Source organism: Methylobacterium endophyticum (genome assembly GCF_050591105.1).
Lineage (GTDB): Bacteria > Pseudomonadota > Alphaproteobacteria > Rhizobiales > Beijerinckiaceae > Methylobacterium.
Genome location: NZ_JBNHES010000002.1, coordinates 49,535 through 65,600 on the forward strand (window position 1 = coordinate 49,535; position 16,066 = coordinate 65,600).

15 protein-coding genes and 1 pseudogene are annotated in these 16,066 nt (G+C 68.6%); 10 read left to right on the forward strand and 6 right to left on the reverse strand.

Translation table 11 applies throughout. The features are described from left to right. The first annotated feature begins 36 nt into the window (after positions 1 to 36). Entirely contained in the window at positions 37 to 2,640 is a 2,604-nt protein-coding gene (locus ACP56T_RS02755) for a histidine kinase dimerization/phosphoacceptor domain -containing protein (RefSeq protein WP_430910582.1), read from the forward strand. Continuing rightward, entirely contained in the window at positions 2,637 to 3,242 is a 606-nt protein-coding gene (locus tag ACP56T_RS02760; protein WP_430910583.1) for a biliverdin-producing heme oxygenase, read from the forward strand. The genes ACP56T_RS02755 and ACP56T_RS02760 overlap by 4 nt, the downstream gene beginning before the upstream one ends. Positions 3,243 to 3,364: 122 nt before the next feature. On the opposite strand, the gene gmk is transcribed toward ACP56T_RS02760, so the two are convergent. The 5 genes from gmk to ACP56T_RS02785 form a co-directional block, all read right to left on the reverse strand. Beyond that, positions 3,365 to 4,030: a guanylate kinase gene (gene gmk / locus ACP56T_RS02765; protein WP_430910584.1), complete on the reverse strand. Its 666-nt coding sequence runs from the start codon at positions 4,028 to 4,030 to the stop codon at positions 3,365 to 3,367. Positions 4,031 to 4,103: 73 nt separating this feature from the next. Next, positions 4,104 to 4,976: a YicC/YloC family endoribonuclease gene (locus ACP56T_RS02770; RefSeq protein WP_430910585.1), complete on the reverse strand. Its 873-nt coding sequence runs from the start codon at positions 4,974 to 4,976 to the stop codon at positions 4,104 to 4,106. Positions 4,977 to 5,003: 27 nt separating this feature from the next. Next, entirely contained in the window at positions 5,004 to 6,377 is a 1,374-nt protein-coding gene (mltG, locus tag ACP56T_RS02775) for an endolytic transglycosylase MltG (RefSeq protein WP_430910586.1), read from the reverse strand. A gap of 192 nt (positions 6,378 to 6,569) precedes the next feature. Beyond that, a complete protein-coding gene (gene mutM / locus ACP56T_RS02780; RefSeq protein ID WP_430910587.1) occupies positions 6,570 to 7,499 on the reverse strand; it encodes a bifunctional DNA-formamidopyrimidine glycosylase/DNA-(apurinic or apyrimidinic site) lyase in 930 nt (309 codons plus the stop codon). Positions 7,500 to 7,709: 210 nt separating this feature from the next. Then, the gene (locus ACP56T_RS02785; protein WP_430910588.1) at positions 7,710 to 8,702 is read right to left on the reverse strand and encodes a DUF7946 domain-containing protein; all 993 of its coding nucleotides are present in this window, start codon (positions 8,700 to 8,702) and stop codon (positions 7,710 to 7,712) included. 209 nt (positions 8,703 to 8,911) lie between these two features. Between ACP56T_RS02785 and ubiE the strand changes: the two genes are divergently transcribed. From ubiE to ACP56T_RS02815, 6 genes are all read left to right on the forward strand, one after another. Then, positions 8,912 to 9,685 (forward strand): bifunctional demethylmenaquinone methyltransferase/2-methoxy-6-polyprenyl-1,4-benzoquinol methylase UbiE, encoded by a 774-nt coding sequence (gene ubiE / locus ACP56T_RS02790; protein WP_430910589.1) that lies wholly within the window; start codon positions 8,912 to 8,914, stop codon positions 9,683 to 9,685. Positions 9,686 to 9,709: 24 nt separating this feature from the next. Continuing rightward, positions 9,710 to 11,266: a 2-polyprenylphenol 6-hydroxylase gene (gene ubiB / locus ACP56T_RS02795; RefSeq protein ID WP_430910590.1), complete on the forward strand. Its 1,557-nt coding sequence runs from the start codon at positions 9,710 to 9,712 to the stop codon at positions 11,264 to 11,266. Positions 11,267 to 11,316: 50 nt separating this feature from the next. Then, positions 11,317 to 11,544: a hypothetical protein gene (locus tag ACP56T_RS02800; protein ID WP_430910591.1), complete on the forward strand. Its 228-nt coding sequence runs from the start codon at positions 11,317 to 11,319 to the stop codon at positions 11,542 to 11,544. Next, on the forward strand, positions 11,541 to 11,819 hold the full coding sequence (locus tag ACP56T_RS02805; protein ID WP_430910592.1) for a type II toxin-antitoxin system RelE/ParE family toxin: 279 nt from the start codon (positions 11,541 to 11,543) through the stop codon (positions 11,817 to 11,819). Before ACP56T_RS02800 ends, ACP56T_RS02805 begins: the two co-directional genes overlap by 4 nt. A 54-nt stretch (positions 11,820 to 11,873) precedes the next feature. Continuing rightward, on the forward strand, positions 11,874 to 13,133 hold the full coding sequence (gene coaBC / locus ACP56T_RS02810; RefSeq protein ID WP_430910593.1) for a bifunctional phosphopantothenoylcysteine decarboxylase/phosphopantothenate--cysteine ligase CoaBC: 1,260 nt from the start codon (positions 11,874 to 11,876) through the stop codon (positions 13,131 to 13,133). Between the two features lie 275 nt (positions 13,134 to 13,408). After that, positions 13,409 to 13,627 carry a hypothetical protein gene (locus ACP56T_RS02815; RefSeq protein WP_430910920.1) on the forward strand — a complete coding sequence of 73 codons (219 nt, stop codon included), beginning with the start codon at positions 13,409 to 13,411 and terminating at the stop codon, positions 13,625 to 13,627. A gap of 155 nt (positions 13,628 to 13,782) precedes the next feature. Here the strand turns inward: ACP56T_RS02815 and ACP56T_RS02820 are convergent. After that, positions 13,783 to 14,049: pseudogene (locus ACP56T_RS02820) on the reverse strand (arginase family protein); the annotation flags it as partial. Here ACP56T_RS02820 and ACP56T_RS02825 point away from each other — a divergent pair. Together ACP56T_RS02825 and rpsT are read left to right on the forward strand one after the other, a co-directional pair. Continuing rightward, positions 14,025 to 15,479 carry a TIGR04222 domain-containing membrane protein gene (locus ACP56T_RS02825; protein WP_430910594.1) on the forward strand — a complete coding sequence of 485 codons (1,455 nt, stop codon included), beginning with the start codon at positions 14,025 to 14,027 and terminating at the stop codon, positions 15,477 to 15,479. The pseudogene ACP56T_RS02820 and the gene ACP56T_RS02825 overlap by 25 nt on opposite strands. A gap of 202 nt (positions 15,480 to 15,681) precedes the next feature. After that, positions 15,682 to 15,951, forward strand: a complete 270-nt coding sequence (rpsT, locus tag ACP56T_RS02830) for a 30S ribosomal protein S20 (RefSeq protein WP_430910595.1) — start codon at positions 15,682 to 15,684, stop codon at positions 15,949 to 15,951. Positions 15,952 to 16,066: the final 115 nt, after the last annotated feature.

The following is a 16,066-nucleotide window of genomic DNA, read 5'->3' on the forward strand; positions in this document are numbered from 1 at the left end:
GGCCATACCACCGGCAATGCAACGCTCCAGGCGCTCATGCAGCCCTCATCGACAGAGACAGGCCTGATCGACCCCGACGCGCTCACCGCCGATGAGCGCGATCGTCTCGATATCGGCGTGATCGGGCTGGACGCCACCGGCACTGTTCTTTCCTACAACGATGCGGCCTCCGCCTTCTCCGGGCTCTCCGCATCGGCGGTGACGGGGCGGAACTTCTTCCACGACGTCGCCCCGGCGACATGGGTGCCCGCCTTCTACGGACGCTTCGTCGCGGGCATCCGGCGCGGCCGGCTCGACGAGCGCTTCGAGTTCATCTTCGGCTCCCAGGCGCAGCCGCTGCGGGCGCGCGTGCGGCTGAGCCAGGGGCGGGAGGCCGGGCGCTACTGGGTGGTGGTCGAGCCGCTGGAGACGCTGGGCGCCGGCCAATCGCGCGAGGCGGTGATCGCCGCCGTCGGACAGCGCTCCCGCGCCGAGCCCGTGGACCCGTCCCTGTGCGAGCGCGAGCCCATCCACCTGCCGGGCTCGATCCAGCCGAACGCGGTGCTGCTCGCCTCCGACGCGGACAGCTTCGCCATCACCGCCCACAGCGTCAACATCGCCGACATGCTGCCGGAAAGCGGGGCCTCCCTCGCCGGGCGCCGGCTCGGCGAGGTGATGCCCCCCGCCTTCGTCAACCTGATCCGCACCCGGCTCGCGGCCGGCACCCTGTCGGACGGGCGCTCGCTGCGCACGACCGTGGCGCTGCCCGGCGCGGACGCCCTCCATTACGCGGTGGTCCACGCCCATGCCGGACGCATCATCGTGGAGCTGGAACGCGCTCCCGACCGGCCGGAGGATTTCGGCTGCGCCAGCCAGCTCGACGTCAAGACTGCCGTCGTCAGCCTGCGCGCCGCCCCGACCCTGGCGGAAGCCGCCCGCATCGCGGCTTGCGAGATCCGCATGCTCACCGGCTTCGAGAGCGTGCTGGTCTACCGCTTCGACGCGGAGTGGAACGGCGAGGCCATCGGCGAGGACAAGACCGACGACTGGTCGCGCTCGCTCCTGGGCCTGCGTTTCCCGGCCTCCGACATCCCCGCCCAGGCCCGCGCCCTCTACACGAAGGCGCGCAGCCGCTTCGTATCGGACCGCGACAGCGTGCCGGTGCCCCTCGTCGCCACCACGCCGGAGGCGGGCAACGCGCCCGTCGACCTCAGCTACGCGCAGAACCGGACACTCTCGCCGATCCATCTCGAATACCAGCGCAATCTCGGCGTGAACGGCTCGATGTCCGTCTCGATCCTGGTGGACGGGGCGCTCTGGGGCCTGATGATCGGCCACCACCGGCGCCCGCATTACGTCTCCCCCGAGACCCGCGCCGCCGCCAGCGTGCTCACCGACGCCTTCGCCATGCGCGTGCAGGAGATCGAGGGCCGTCGGCTCTGGGCGGAGCGCCAGGCGCATCTCGACATCGAGGCCCGGCTCGTGCGCCGCCTCACCCGCTCCGACGATTTCGTCCACGAGCTGACCTCGGGGCCGGAGACGCTGCTCGACCTGTTCGGCGCGACGGGGGCCGGCATCCTCTCCGGCGGGAACGTGACCCTGATCGGCCGCTCGCCCCCCGACGAGGCGGTGCGGGCCATCGCGGACTGGCTGAAGGCGACGCTTCCCGCCGGCGAGACGGCCTATGCGAGCCCTGCCCTCGGGACGGTCTTCCCGCAGGCGCAGGTCCATCACGAGATCGCGAGCGGGCTGCTCGCCGCCTTCGTGGACGATGCGCGCGAGCACCTGCTGCTGTGGTTCCGGCCCGAGGTGACGAGCACCGTCACCTGGAGCGGCGACCCGCGAAAGCCGGTGATCGCCGGCAGCGGCTCCGTCGCCGTGCTGCCGCGCCGCTCCTTCGAGCGCTGGGTGGAGGAGCGCTCGGGCTCCGCGACGCCCTTCGCCGAGTGGCAGGTGTCGATGGCTGCCTCCTTCGCCCGCGCGGTGGAGGGCGTGGTCCTGCGCCAGCGCCGCAAGATCGACGAGCTGACCGGGCTGCTGGCGGAGAAGGAGCGCCTGCTCGCGCAGAAGGACCTGCTCACCCGCGAGATCGACCACCGGGTGAAGAACTCGCTCCAGATCGTCTCGGCCTTCCTGCACATGCAGCGCCGGCAGGTGACGGACCCGGACGCGCGCCAGGCCTTCGCCGAGACCGCCGCGCGGGTCATGAGCGTCGCGCGGGTACATGACAGCCTCTATCAGGCGGAGACCATCGAGGAGGTCGATCTCGGCCAGACCATCGAGAACCTCTGCAACGATCTCGTCGGCATGGCGGGGGGCGTGCACGCCGTCGATCTCACCGCCGAGCCGGGGCTGATGGTGCCCTACCGCAAGGCGGTGGCGCTCTCGCTCATCGCCACCGAGCTCGTCACCAACGCGTTCAAATACGCGGCGAAGCCCGCCGGCGGCAGCCGCGTCGCCGTCACCGTCTCTGGCGGCGAGGCGGGGGCGGTGCGCCTGCGCGTCTGCGACGACGGCGAGGGCCTGCCCGACGACTGGGCCCAGGCGAGGCCGCGCGGCACAGGGCTCGGCATGAAGCTCGTGCGCGGCATGCTCGACCAGATCGACGCGCGGCTCGAGGTCGCCAACGCGCCGGGCGCCTGTTTCACCATCACGGCATGAGCGACGACGACATGAGCGACCGGACCGGAAACCTGCGGTGGCGCCTGCGCGAGGAGACCGCGACCGCCCACGAGGCGCTGGAACGCGACCTCGCCTGGGAGCAGCGGATCGCGAGCCTCGAGGGCTATCGCGGCCTGCTCGGGCGCCTGCGCGGCTTCCACGCCATGATCGAGCCGGAGATCGGGCGGGCGCTTGCCGACGATGCGTTCTTCGCGCCCCGGCGCCGGCTCGCGCTGCTCGACGCGGACCTTCGCCATCTCGGTCTTTCGGAGGCGGAGATCGCCGCCCTGCCCCGCCCCGAGCCGATGACGCTGTCGGGCCCGGCCCAGGCGCTCGGGGCGCTCTACGTGCTCGAAGGCTCGACGCTCGGCGGGAAGGTCATCGGCCGCCGCGTCGCCGCGCTGCACGGCTTCGATGCGGAGGCGGGGGCGGCCTATTACGGCGGCCATGGCGACCAGGCCGGTGCCTTGTGGCGGTCCTTCTGCGCGCGGCTGGACGAGGCGCCGGAGGCGGACGCCCCGGCCATCGTCGCGACGGCCGACGCGCTCTTCGAGGCGATGCGGCTCTGGCTCTGCGCCCCGGCCGGAACCGCCGCCGCCTGACTGGCAGCGTCCGCCGCGCAGAGGGCCTGTCAGTCGCTCCCGGCAGCGCCTGACAGACTCTCGGTTGCTGTTGTGCCGTATGTCCGGACGGAGAACCGGAAGCCGCTTCTCCTAGACATGCTCTATACGAAACCGCTCTCGGCCAGCAGCCCCTCGACGAAGGCTTCGAGTCCCGTGTTGCGGGTGCGCTTCGTGCGCTCGGCGGTGACGATGCCGGCGAGCGTGTTGAAGGAGCGTTCGAGGTCGTCGTTGACGATGACGTAATCGTATTCCGTCCAGCGCTCGATCTCGACGCTGGCGTTCTTCAGCCGCCTCTCGATGACGGCGGGGGTGTCCTCCGCCCGGCGCTCCAGGCGGTGGCGCAGCTCCGGCATGCTCGGCGGCAGGATGAAGACGGTGACGACGTCGTCGGCAAGCTTCGAGCGCACCTGCCGGGTGCCCTGGTAGTCGATGTCGAAGATCATGTCCCGGCCGTCCATCAGCACCTTCTCCACGGGCTTGCGGGGCGTGCCGTAGAAGTTGCCGTGGACCTCCGCCCATTCGAGCAGCTCGTCGCGGTCCCTCATGGCGATGAAGGTCTCGCGGTCGATGAAGTGATAGTGGCGGCCGTCGATCTCGGACGGGCGTTTGGTCCGCGTCGTCACCGAGATCGAGAGTTCGAGCCCCCAGCCGCCAGCCTGCGCGATGTTGCGGGTCAGCGTCGTCTTGCCCGCGCCGGAGGGCGAGGACAGGATCAGGATCAGCCCTCGCCGGCCGATGAAGCCCGCATCGATGGGACCGTCGTTCATCGGCGCGCCTCCCGCTCGCGGTCGCCGCCGTCTGTCGTCCTGGCCGTCGCCTGCATCGCGCGCAAGGAGCATCCTACTCGATGTTCTGAACCTGCTCGCGGAATTGCTCCACCACGGCCTTCAAGTCGAGTCCGATCCGCGACAGCGACACGTCGTTGGCCTTGGCGCAGAGGGTGTTCGCCTCGCGGCCGAACTCCTGGGAGAGGAAATCGAGCCGCCGGCCTACCGCGCCGCCGGCCGCGAGCAGGTCGCCCGCCGCCGAGAGATGCGCGCGCAGGCGGTCGAGCTCCTCGCGCACGTCGGCCTTGGCGGCGAGCAGCACCGCCTCCTGGTGCAGCCGCTCGGGGTCGAGCCCGGTCTCGGAGAGCGCCGCGACGCTCGCCGCCAGCCGCTCGCGGACGGCCTCGGGCCTGCGCGCGGGGCAGCCCTCGGCCGCCATGGTCAGCTCGGCGATCGCGTGGAGCTGGCCGGCGACGATCTCCTGCAACTGCCTGCCTTCGGCCCTGCGGCTCTCGACGAGGTCGGCCACCAGCCGCACCACGCCTTCCGCGAGGTCGCGGGCGAGGGATTCGGCCTCCGCCGCCGGCTGCTCGTCCGATTCGATCACGCCGCGGATGCCCAGGAGACCGTCCATGGTGGCGGGGGCGATCCCCTCGGGCACCGGCACCCGCGCCACGGCTTCGGCCAGCGATGCCAGCAGCGCCTCGTTGACGCGCACCCGCGCGGCCGTCTCCGGCCGGGTCAGGCCGAGCGAGAGCTGGCATTGGCCCCGGCCGAGGGTCTTCTGGAGCGCGGTGCGGGCGACCTCGCCCACCGCCTCGAAGCCGTTCGGCACCCGCACCCGCACGTCGAGCCCGCGTCCGTTGACGCTGCGGACCTCCCAGGCCCACTGCACCGGCCCCGAGGTGCCGGCGGCGCGGGCGAACCCGGTCATGCTGGAGATCATCGACGCTTGCCCCTCGGCCTTCGGCCGTCAGGGCTGCTTGAGCACCGGCACGGTCTTGGGCGAGCCGAGATCGTAGGTCTTGTTCTTCAGCGGGTCGAGCTTGGTGCCCTCCGAGGCGTCGAAGGCGCGCGGGCGGGCGGCGGCCGGGGTAGACGTGCCGTCCGCCGCCACCGCGCCGCCCGGCCCGAAGGCCGAGGCGCGGTTCGGAACGGCGGCCGGATCGGCGCCGGGGTCGGCCTTGTCGACGGGGGCGGCGTCCGGCGTCGGGGCCTGCCGGGCCTTCTCGACCTGCCGCCAGCGGGCGACGTTGCGGCTGTGGCCCTCCAGGGTCTCGGCGAAGACGTGGCCGCCGGTGCCGTCGGCCACGAAGAACAGGTCCTTCGTCCGCGACGGGTTGGCGACCGCCTCCAGCGCGGCGCGGCCGGGATTGGCGATGGGGCCCGGCGGCAGGCCCTCGATCACGTAGGTGTTGTAGGGTGTCGCCCGCTCGATCTCGTCGCGCCGGATGCCGCGCCCGAGGGTGCCGCGCCCGCCGACGATGCCGTAGACGATGGTCGGGTCCGATTGCAGCTTCATGCGCTTGTTGAGGCGGTTGACGAAGACGCCGGCCACGCGCGGCCGCTCGTCGGCGCGGCCCGTCTCCTTCTCCACGATGGAGGCGAGCGTCACCATCTCGGCCGGGGTCTTCACCGGCACCTCGCCGTTGCGGCGCAGCCAGATCTGGTTGAGCACCTCGCGCTGCTTGGCGCGCATGAGGTTCACGATCTGCTGGCGGGTGGCGCCGCGCTCGAACTTGTAGGTGTCGGGCAGGAGCGATCCCTCGGGGGGAATCTCGCCGATCTCGCCGGTGAGGATGTCGTTCTCGTTGAGCCGCCCGACGATCTGCTCGCTGGTCAGCCCCTCGGGGAAGGTGATGGCGTGCTGCACCTGCCGCCCGCTCGTCACGGTGTCGATGGCGTCCGAGATGCTGGCATGGGCCTTGAAGCTGTACTCGCCGGCCTTGAGCGGCGGCTTGCCGCCGAAGCGGGCGGCGAGCTCGAACAGGCCGGTATGGGTGATGACGCCCTCGCGCTGGAGGATTTCGGCGATCTCGCCGGTGCCGCTGCGGGTCGGGATCACCACCACCTTGTCGGCGGCGAGCGGCCCCGGCTCGCGCACCTGGCGCTGGAACAGCGTCAGTCCGATCATCGCGCCGATGGCGAGCACCACCGCGAAGGTGAGCAGCCCGCTCACCGTGGCGAGCAGCCCGCCTCGGCGGCGCTCGGGCTCCTCCGGCGGGGGCGGCGCGGCCGTGGGCTTGATCGCCTCGCCGGGGGAGCGCGGCGAGAGACGGCCCGGCAGCGCCGGCTCGTCGGAGGCGGTCGGTGTCGGCGCGGGCGTCTGGCGTCGGCGGAAGAACATCGAAAACCTGCTCGGGCTCTTTGAGGGCCGTACCTTATCCCATCGGATCGGACGACGGCCCCAAACCTCTGTCGTATCGCACCCTTTCGCGACGAACCGCGATCGCCGCGTCGGAGGGCGCCCGAAAGCGCCCGGCGCCTCCGCATCCAATGCGCGTCGGACGGGGCCGCGCCCATGGTCGGGAGGCGGAAACTACCCGTCTTTGTGGCGAAATTGCCGTGCCGGTTGTGTAAGCGGCGGCTGGCAGGAGGCGCAGTAGAAGGTCGAGCGTCCCGACTGCACCATCCGCGCGACCACGCCCGCGCAGCCCGGCGCCGTGCAGGCATGGCCCGTCCGGTCGTAGACCCGGAAGGCGTGCTGGAAGGCGCCGGCCGTGCCGTCCGTGTGGGCGTAGTCGCGCAGCGTCGAGCCGCCCGCCGCCACGGCCTCGCTCAGCACCTGCCCGATCACCTTCGCGAGAAGACGTGCCTTCGGCGTCGGCCGTCCCGTCGCCGTCGCCAACATGCCGGCCGGCGTCTCGGGATGGAGCCCCGCCCGGTGGAGCGCCTCGCAGACATAGATGTTGCCCAGGCCCGCGATCAGGCGCTGGTCGAGCAGCGCGGCCTTGAGCGGGGCGATCCTATGCCGGAAGAGCCGCGCGACGGCCTCCCCCGTCAGCTCGCCGCCGAGAGGTTCGATACCCATGCCCGCAAAGTGGCGGCAGGCGGGAAGCTCCTCGGTGGGCACGAGATCCATGAAGCCGAAGCGGCGCACGTCGTTGTAGGTGATGGTCGCCCCGCTCGTCATCGCCATGACGACGTGGTCGTGCTTGGCGTTGCCCTGCGCCCCTTCGAGGTAGAAATCCCCCGGCGAGAGGTTGGTGCCGTCCGGCAGCCTCACGTCGAAGCGCCCGCTCATGCCGAGATGCATGACGAGGCTCTCGCCGGAATCGAGCCCGGCGACGAGGTATTTCGCCCGCCGGTCCAAGGCCGTGACGGTCCGCCCCTCGATGCGGCGGACGAAATCCTCCGGGAAGGGGAAGCGCAGGTCCGGCCGCCGCAGGGTGAGCCGGCCGACGCGCGCGCCGACCATGGCGGGGGCCAGCCCCCGGCGCACGGTCTCGACCTCGGGAAGCTCCGGCATGCCACGGATATAAGCGATAAATCTTTGTGTTTCATACCCTTTTTCGATACAAAACTTAATGCTATTATGGGTTCCGTCAAATCAGAAAACAAAATATTTTATAATCATTCGTCATTTTCGTCCTCATAATCAGAAATATCGACATGTATTTCTTCTATTTGTGCAGAAGTTATTGAGGAGTCTTTATTTCTAAAATATCGAATCCTTGAATTAACCGGACCGAATTCGATTGCAATTAAGACTTTTTTTCTGAAGTGTATATTTCAATTCATATGGCAATGAATAAGAAAGTCTACGAATATCCTCGTCTGCAATATCTAGTTTCCCGCTACCGAGATCTTTATCGTAAGATATGAATCTTACTTCGCAGACGGTGCTTTTATCATCTATTGTTCTACTATTAACATCGGCGATCGAATCTTTATCAAACGTTGCAAATGTTTTTCTATCGCTCTCTGCGGAGAATTTTACGGTCTCGGCAGAATTCCTCAAAGGTAATCCTATTTCTGCTATTTGTGGCCTAACTTTCCGAGTTAGTTTCGCCATTTTTTGAGAGCCAACGCGAGAAAGATCATTTTTATACGGCTGGAATTCTTTTTCGCGTTCTATTCTTTCGGAGAGACTGTTGCGTATGCTATTCATAGATTTTGCGGAGCTGTCGGTATAACCAATCCGCGCGTCGCTGTTTTTTAGTAGAGAATCGATTACGTCAATTGCCGCTTGCGCCGTGACATTACTATCGCGGTTCATGTCGCGGATTGCCTGCACGCGGTCAGTCTCAAGTCGAGATTGTTCAGTTCTTTCTTTTTCATTTTTCAGAAAAATTTTTGTCAGTTCTAGTATTTCATTTTCCTGCTTCTTTGTCAGAAGGCCTTTAACAGAATCCATAATATATTTTATAAAAATTTTTATTGGTATATGTGCAAATTTTGGCGCTTCCTGAGCTATTTGGTGCGCGATAGGAATCAAAATATCTATAGGAAACGACCCTCTTTCGGGTGCTTTGATAATTACATCGACATAATTCTTTCTTGAAATTCTTTGTGCCACATTTCCGGTTCTTCTAAAATGTTCGATAGTTGTAATCATTCGTGCAAAACCATAGCTGGCTCTGCTGAATTCATAAAATTTTAGTTGACCTGATGTCGCTAGTCCTCCGTCATAAATAATAGATATTATCTCAGCATCATACACATCGCTCATTTCTCAAAAATCCACGATATAACAGGGCGAATACTAAGTGGAATTACTTTCTGATTCAAGCTTCAAAGGCTTTGCTTCAGAATGTGAACACCGTAGATGAACAATTGACATAAATTTTTTTCACGAAGCAATCCGCGCGCGGTTTCTGTCCACCGATGGCGGTTTGTCCGCCGCTTCGCTATGGAGGCGCGGCATCGAAGGTGGACAGCATGCGTACAGGCGAGCCGGGACCCGACGACGACGGCGCCGATTTCGGGTTCGAGCGCGTGGCGCTCGGCGAGAAGCAGGGCCGTGTGGACGCCGTCTTCCGTTCCGTGGCCAAGCGCTACGACCTGATGAACGACCTGATGTCGGGGGGGCTCCACCGGGTCTGGAAATCGCAGCTCGTCTCCATGGTGCGCCCGCCGAAGGAGCGCCCCTTCCGCCATCTCGACGTGGCCGGCGGCACCGGGGACGTGGCCTTCCGCGTCCTCGACGCGGGCGGCCCGGCGACGCATGTCACCGTGCTCGACATCAATGAGGACATGCTGCGGGTCGGCGCCGAGCGGGCCGAGGGCAAGTATGACGGGCGCGTGGATTTCGTCACCGGCAACGCCGAGACGCTGCCGCTGCCGTCCGACACCTTCGACGCCTACACCATCGCCTTCGGCATTCGGAACGTGCCGCGCATCGATGCGGCGCTGGCCGAGGCCCGGCGGGTGCTCAAGCCCGGCGGGCGCTTCCTCTGCCTGGAGTTCTCGAAGGTCGACCTGCCGGTGCTCGACAGGATCTACGACGCCTATTCCTTCCACGTCATTCCGCGCATCGGCGCCAGGGTGGCGGGCGACGCGGAATCCTACCGCTACCTCGTGGAATCCATCCGCAAGTTCCCGACCCCCGGCGTCTTCTCCGGCATGATCGAGAAGGCGGGCCTGCGCCACGTTACCCACCGCACGCTGTCCGGCGGGATCGTGGCGATCCACTCGGGCTGGAAGGTTTCCTGATGCGGCTCGGTCCGGCCTGAGCGCATGATCGGGGCGCTGATTCATCTGCTGCGCGGTGCGCATGTCGGCTTCGTGCTGGCGCGCGAGGGCGGCCTGTCCTTCATGGACCCGGCGCAGCTGCCGCCGCATCTGCGCCTCGCCCTCAAGCTCGGGCGCCTGCTGGAGCGGCCCGGCGCGGGGGACGGCGCCGCGCGGCTGTCGAAGGCGCTGACCCGGCTCGGACCCTCCTACGTCAAGTTCGGGCAGTTCCTGGCGACGCGGCCCGACATCGTCGGCATGGCCGCCGCCATCGATCTCGAGAAGCTCCAGGACCGGGTGCCGCCCTTCCCGCAGGACATCGCGGTGAAGGTGGTGGAGGCCGCCTTCAACAGGCCGGTGGCCGAGCTCTACGCGACCTTCAGCGAGCCGGTGGCTGCGGCCTCCATCGCCCAGGTCCACAAGGCCACCGTGATCGATGCGGACGGGACGCGGCGCGTGCTCGCCGTCAAGATCATGCGGCCGGGGGTGCGCGAGCGCTTCCAGCGCGACCTCCAGGCCATGCGCTTCATGGCGCGCATCGTGAACGCGCTCTCGCCCCAGGCCGAGCGGCTGCGCCCCCGCGACGTGGTCGAGATCCTGGCCCGCTCCGTCACCATGGAGATGGATTTCCGGCTCGAAGCCGCCGCCATGTCGGAGCTGGCGCAGAACACCAGGGACGACGAGGATTTCCGCGTCCCCCGGCCGGAATGGGAGCTGACGGCGCGCGACGTTCTCTCCAGCGAGTGGATCGACGGCACGCCGCTCCACGAGCGCTCGGCCATCGTCGCGGCCGGGCACGACCCTCAGGTCATCGGCCGGACCGTGATCCAGAGTTTCCTGCGGCACGCCATCCGCGACGGCTTCTTCCACGCCGACATGCACCAGGGGAACCTGTTCGTGGACGCGGCGGGCCAGCTCGTCGCCGTCGATTTCGGCATCATGGGCCGGCTCGGCATGCCGGAGCGGCGGTTCCTGGCGGAGATCCTGCTCGGCTTCATCCTGCGCGACTACAAGCGGGTGGCGCAGGTGCATTTCGACGCCGGCTACGTGCCGCGCCACCATTCTGTGGACGATTTCGCCCAGGCCATCCGCGCCATCGGCGAGCCGATCCACCAGCGCCGCGCCGACGAGATCTCCATGGCGAAGGTGCTGACGCTCCTCTTCGACGTGACGGCGCTGTTCGACATGAGCACCCGCACCGAGCTGGTGATGCTCCAGAAGACCATGGTCGTGGTGGAGGGCGTCGCCCGCAGCCTCGATCCGCGCCTCGACATGTGGAGCACGGCCGAGCCGGTGGTGCGCGCCTGGATCGGTCGCAATCTCGGCCCCATCGGCCGGGTGGAGGGCGCGGGCCGCGCCGCGCTGACCCTCGCCGACGTCGTCGCCGACATCCCCGACATCGCCCAGCGCCTGCGCCGCGTGCTGGTGCGTCTCGACGAGGAGGAGGCGGCCGACGCCGTGCAACTGCGCGCCCTCGCCGGCCTGGAAAGGCGCCGCGCGATCTGGTCGACCCTGGCGCTCTGGGCTATCGCCGTGGGGGCTCTGGTGATGGCGTTCCGGTAGGGTTGCGATATCGTGGGGCCCCCGCCGTGCGGAACCGGGAGGACGACCTCGTGACCGACTTGCTGGACCGTGCCGTCGAGACGGTGCGGGCTTTGCCGCCCGAGGTGCAGGACGATCTCGCCCGCCTTCTCCTGCAACTGGCAGGGGAAGAGCAGGCCGGCCTCCCGCTCACCCCGGATGAGGAGGCGTCCTTCGCGGAATCGCTGGCGCAGGCGGAACGCGGCGAGTTCGCGAGCGACGAGGAGATCCGGGCCATCTGGGCGAAGCATGGGCTGTGAGGCTTCGCTACACCCGACGGGGGGCCGCTGAACTCGCCGCGATCCTCGCCCATATCGCGGCCGCGTCTCCGCAGGGCGCTCGCCGTGTCCAGAAGCGCGTTCAGGCGATCACGACATTGCTGACGCAGCGGCCTCATGCCGGACAGATCGCCGGTCGAGGGCACCTGCGCCGGATGGTGGCCTCGCCCTACCCGTATCTGGTTTTCTATCAGGTGCGGGAGCAGGAGATCGTCATCCACGGCGTGCGCCACGCCGCCCGTCGCCCGCTCGCATGAGCATGCGGCACGACCCCGATTGACGAAGCCCCGCCGAAGGCCGTTCCTGATCCCATGACCGCTTCCCTTTCCGGCAAGAGAATCCTCCTCGTCATCGGCGGCGGGATCGCGGCCTACAAGGCGCTCGACCTGATCCGGCGGTTGCGCGAGCGCGGGGCGCGGGTCCGGCCGATTCTGACGGCCGGCGCGCAGGAATTCGTGACGCCGCTGGCCGCCGCCGCTCTCGCCGGCGAACGGGCCCATACCGACCTGTTCGACCGGGCCGACGAGGCGGAGATCGGCCATATACGGCTCGCCCGCGAGGCGGATGCCGTGGTGGTGGCGCCGGCCACCGCCAACATCATGGCGCGCATGGCGAACGGGCTCTGCCCGGACCTCGCCGCGACGGTGCTGCTCGCCACCACCCTGCCGATCCTGATCGCGCCGGCCATGAACGTGCGCATGTGGGCCCATCCCGCGACCCGCCGGAACCTCGCCGCGCTCCGGGGCGACGGCGTGACGGTGGTCGGCCCCAACGACGGCCCCATGGCCGAGGCCGAGACCGGGCCGGGCCGGATGGCCGAGCCGAACGAGATCGCCGACGCTCTGGAGGCGATGCTGGCGAAGGCCGGCGGAGCATCCTCCGGCATCGGCTTCCTGTCGGGCCGCGCCCCCCAGGGATCGCTCGCCGGCAAGCGCGTGCTCGTCACCTCCGGGCCGACGCATGAGCCCATCGATCCGGTCCGTTACATCGCCAACCGCTCCTCCGGCCGCCAGGGCCACGCCGTCGCCGAGGCCGCCGCGCGGGCGGGCGCCGCCGTCACGCTGGTCTCCGGGCCGGTCTCGATTCCCGATCCGGCCGGCGTGACCGTCCTGCGCGTCGAGACCGCGCGCGAGATGCTGGCGGCGGTGGAGACCGCGCTGCCGGCCGAGATCGCGATCTTCGCGGCCGCCGTCGCCGACTGGCGTCCGGCCGAGGCACGCGGCGCCAAGATCAAGAAGGACGGCACTGCGCCGGCCCCCCTCGCCGTGGTCGAGAACCCGGATATCCTGGCCACCGTCTCGGCCCTGTCCGCCGGCCGCCCTCCCCTCGTGGTCGGCTTCGCGGCGGAGACCGAGACCGTGCTCGACCACGCGCGCCGAAAAATCGCGCGGAAGGGCTGCGACCTGCTCGTCGCCAACGACGTGTCGCCGGAGGGCGGCGTCATGGGCGGCACCCGCAACACCGTCCACCTGATCGCGCGTGACGGCAGCGTCGAGACCTGGCCGACCCTCGACAAGGACGAGGTCGCCCGCCGCCTCGTCGAGCGCCTTGCCGGGATGATCGCCGGTTAAGGTTGAGCCGGTTTGTCCACGCCCCGTCATCGCGATGCGGGAACGTTGTCGCGCGTTAACACTTGACGAACCACGGCATCCGTAGGATGTCGCCACCGTCCGCGCGATCCGGCTCTCGGCCCGTCACGCGGCTCCGCAGGAACCTACGAACTCTATGCCCAGCGACAGTAGTCGATGGACCGCGCCGATTGCGGCCGACCGCGTGAGCCTCGCCTGATCTCCTGATCCGGCTCTCCCGCGACTGGCCCATGAAGGCCGGTCGTACGAGGTGAGCCATGAGCGTACAGACCCTTTCCCTTTTCCGCACCGGTGCCGGCCGTTCCCGCGCGCATGCCGACAACAGCGTGATGCTGGTGCTCGCGGTGATGATGGGCATCGTATTTGGGCCGATCATCGGCGTGCATGCCGTCGCGGCGCTGGGCGCGGCGTCCGTCCCATCCGCTCCAGCCGGCGCGGCGAGCGTGGTCCAGACGAGCACCCGCTCCCCCGGCTGAGGACTGCTCAGGCCGCTTCCCCGGCCTCCTGTGCGGCTTTTGCCGGCGCATCGCGAGGGCGTCGGCCAGCGCAGGCACAGAATCTCGCAGAGCAGTGTGCCGCCGGATGGATCCAGCGGCGCGGCGATCTCCACGAGGTCCGCGCCGACGAGATCGAGCCGCCGCGATGTCCTCATCGGATGGAGCGCCTCGCGGCGGGTGAAGCCGCCGATCTCCGGCTTTCCGGTGCCTGGCGCATGGGCCAAATCATGGGCGTCGATATCGAAGCTCGGATAGGCCGGTCCCTGCCGCACGACGCTCCGCGCCTCGGCCGGGATCAACCGGCCGGCTTGCCGTCGCCGGTCCATATCGGGCAGGCTCGATCGTCGCGCGGCGCGGCGCCAGCCGAGGGGGCGGCATGTCGGAGATCGAATCGGCCGCATGGAGCGCCGAGCAACTGGCGCTCTGGGAGCGGATCGCGCGCCATCCCTTCGAGCGGCCGGAGATCGCCCTCGATTTCGCCGGGCGGCTCGCCGCCGACATGGGCTGGCGGCGCGGCTTCGCCCTCGGCGCGATCGAGGAGTACCGCCGTTTCTGCTTCCTGGCGATGACGGGCCGGATGCCGGCGACGCCGAGCGAGGAGGTCGACGCCGTCTGGCACCTGCACCTGACCTATTCGCGGGACTACTGGGACGTGTGGTGCGCGGGGGTGCTGCGGGGGCCGCTCCATCACCAACCGACCGCCGGAGGCGCTGCCGAGGGAGGACGCTTCCGCGAGCAGTATGCCGGCACGCTCGCCCGCTACGAGCGCCGTTTCGGGCTGCCGGACCCACGCTTCTGGCCCGGCACGCGGGAGCGGTTCCGCGTCTCGCCCCGGTATCGGATGGTCGATACGGAGCAGGTTCTGGTGATCCCGCGTCCACGATTCGCTCTGCCGTGGCGGATCGCGGCGGTGCTCGCCCCGCTGGCGCTGATCCTCGTGCCTCATCCCGCCGAGGCGCAGACGGGCAACCCCCTCGACCTGAACGGGGCGGCCTTCCTGTGGCTCTATCTCAAGGTCGCCGTCGGCACTCTGCTGCTCTCGATCCTGCTTGGCCCGCTGACCCGCCTCGTCTTGCAGGCCCTCTCGCCGGATGGAGAGCCGGGCACGCTGAACACCCTCGAACTTGCCTATGTCGCGGGCGGCGCGGACCGGGCGGCGGACCTGGTCGCGCTGACCCTGCTGTCCTCCGGGGCGGCCTCCGTGGAGAGCCTGGAACAGCGCATCGTGATCGATGCCGCCGACGCCGCGCTGCCGCCGGAGATCCGGCCCTTCCTCGATTGCGCCGCCGGCCCGACGCCGCGCGGAGCCTTCGCGAAGGCGGTGAAGAGCCGGCTGGGGCCGATGGCGCGGCGCCTGGTGGCCCGTGGTCTCGTGCCCGATCCCCGCCTGGGCGCCCTGCTCTCGGCCATCATGCTCTCGCCCGTCGCCGCCGCTCTCGCCTTCGGGCTTGCGAAGCTCGTCGTCGGGCTCTCTCGCGACCGGCCGGTTGGGCTCCTGATCCTGGCGATGCTGCTGCTCGCCTTCGCCGCTTTCATGCTGCACCGCCGCCGCCCGGTTCTGCGCACCCGTGCCGGGGCGCGGGCGCTCGCCCATTCGCGGACCCGCCACGCCCGCGCGGCCCGCGCGCCCCTGCCGGCGGAACTGCCCCTCGCCTTCGCCCTCGCGGGCATCGCCGCGCTGGAGGCGGCGGACCCCGCGCAGGCCGCCTATCTCCGCTACATGAAATCCTCCGGCGCGGGCGGTTCAGGGGGAGGCGACGGCGGTGGCTCCGGTTGCGGAAGCGGGAGCGGCGGAAGCGGCTGCGGGGGATGCGGGGGCGGCGGCGACTGAGCGCCCTCGAACGCCGGCCCGAGATCGCGTCCGCCATCGGCGCGCGTTGACGCGGCGGGGCACTCTGGCTATAGACCGCGCTTCTCCGGGTGCGCGTGATTCACGCCTGTGCCCGGTTCGCTCTATTCCGACACCTGCTGCGTCGGCCTCCGCCCGGAACACCGGGCTGTCGCCGCTGTCACCCGACGAAACGAGGATGCACATGGCCAACACCCCGTCGGCCAAGAAGATGACCCGCAAGATCGCCAAGCGCACGGCGATCAACCGCTCGCGCCGTTCGCGGATGCGTACCTTCCTCCGCAAGGTCGAGGAGGCCATCGCCTCCGGCAACCAGGAGAACGCCCTCGGCGCCCTGCGCGCCGCGGAGCCCGAGATCATGCGCGCCGCGCAGCATGGCATCGTTCACAAGAACAATGCTTCCCGGAAGGTCTCCCGGCTCGCCGCTCGGGTGAAGTCCCTCGCCGCCGCCTGAACCTGCCGCGCAGGACCCATCGGATTTGAGAAAGCCCGGCCGCCGCGCCGGGCTTTTTTTCGTTTTCGGGGCGTCTCCCGTCCCCAGCTTCCCGCTTCACGCCCCTCCCCTCCGC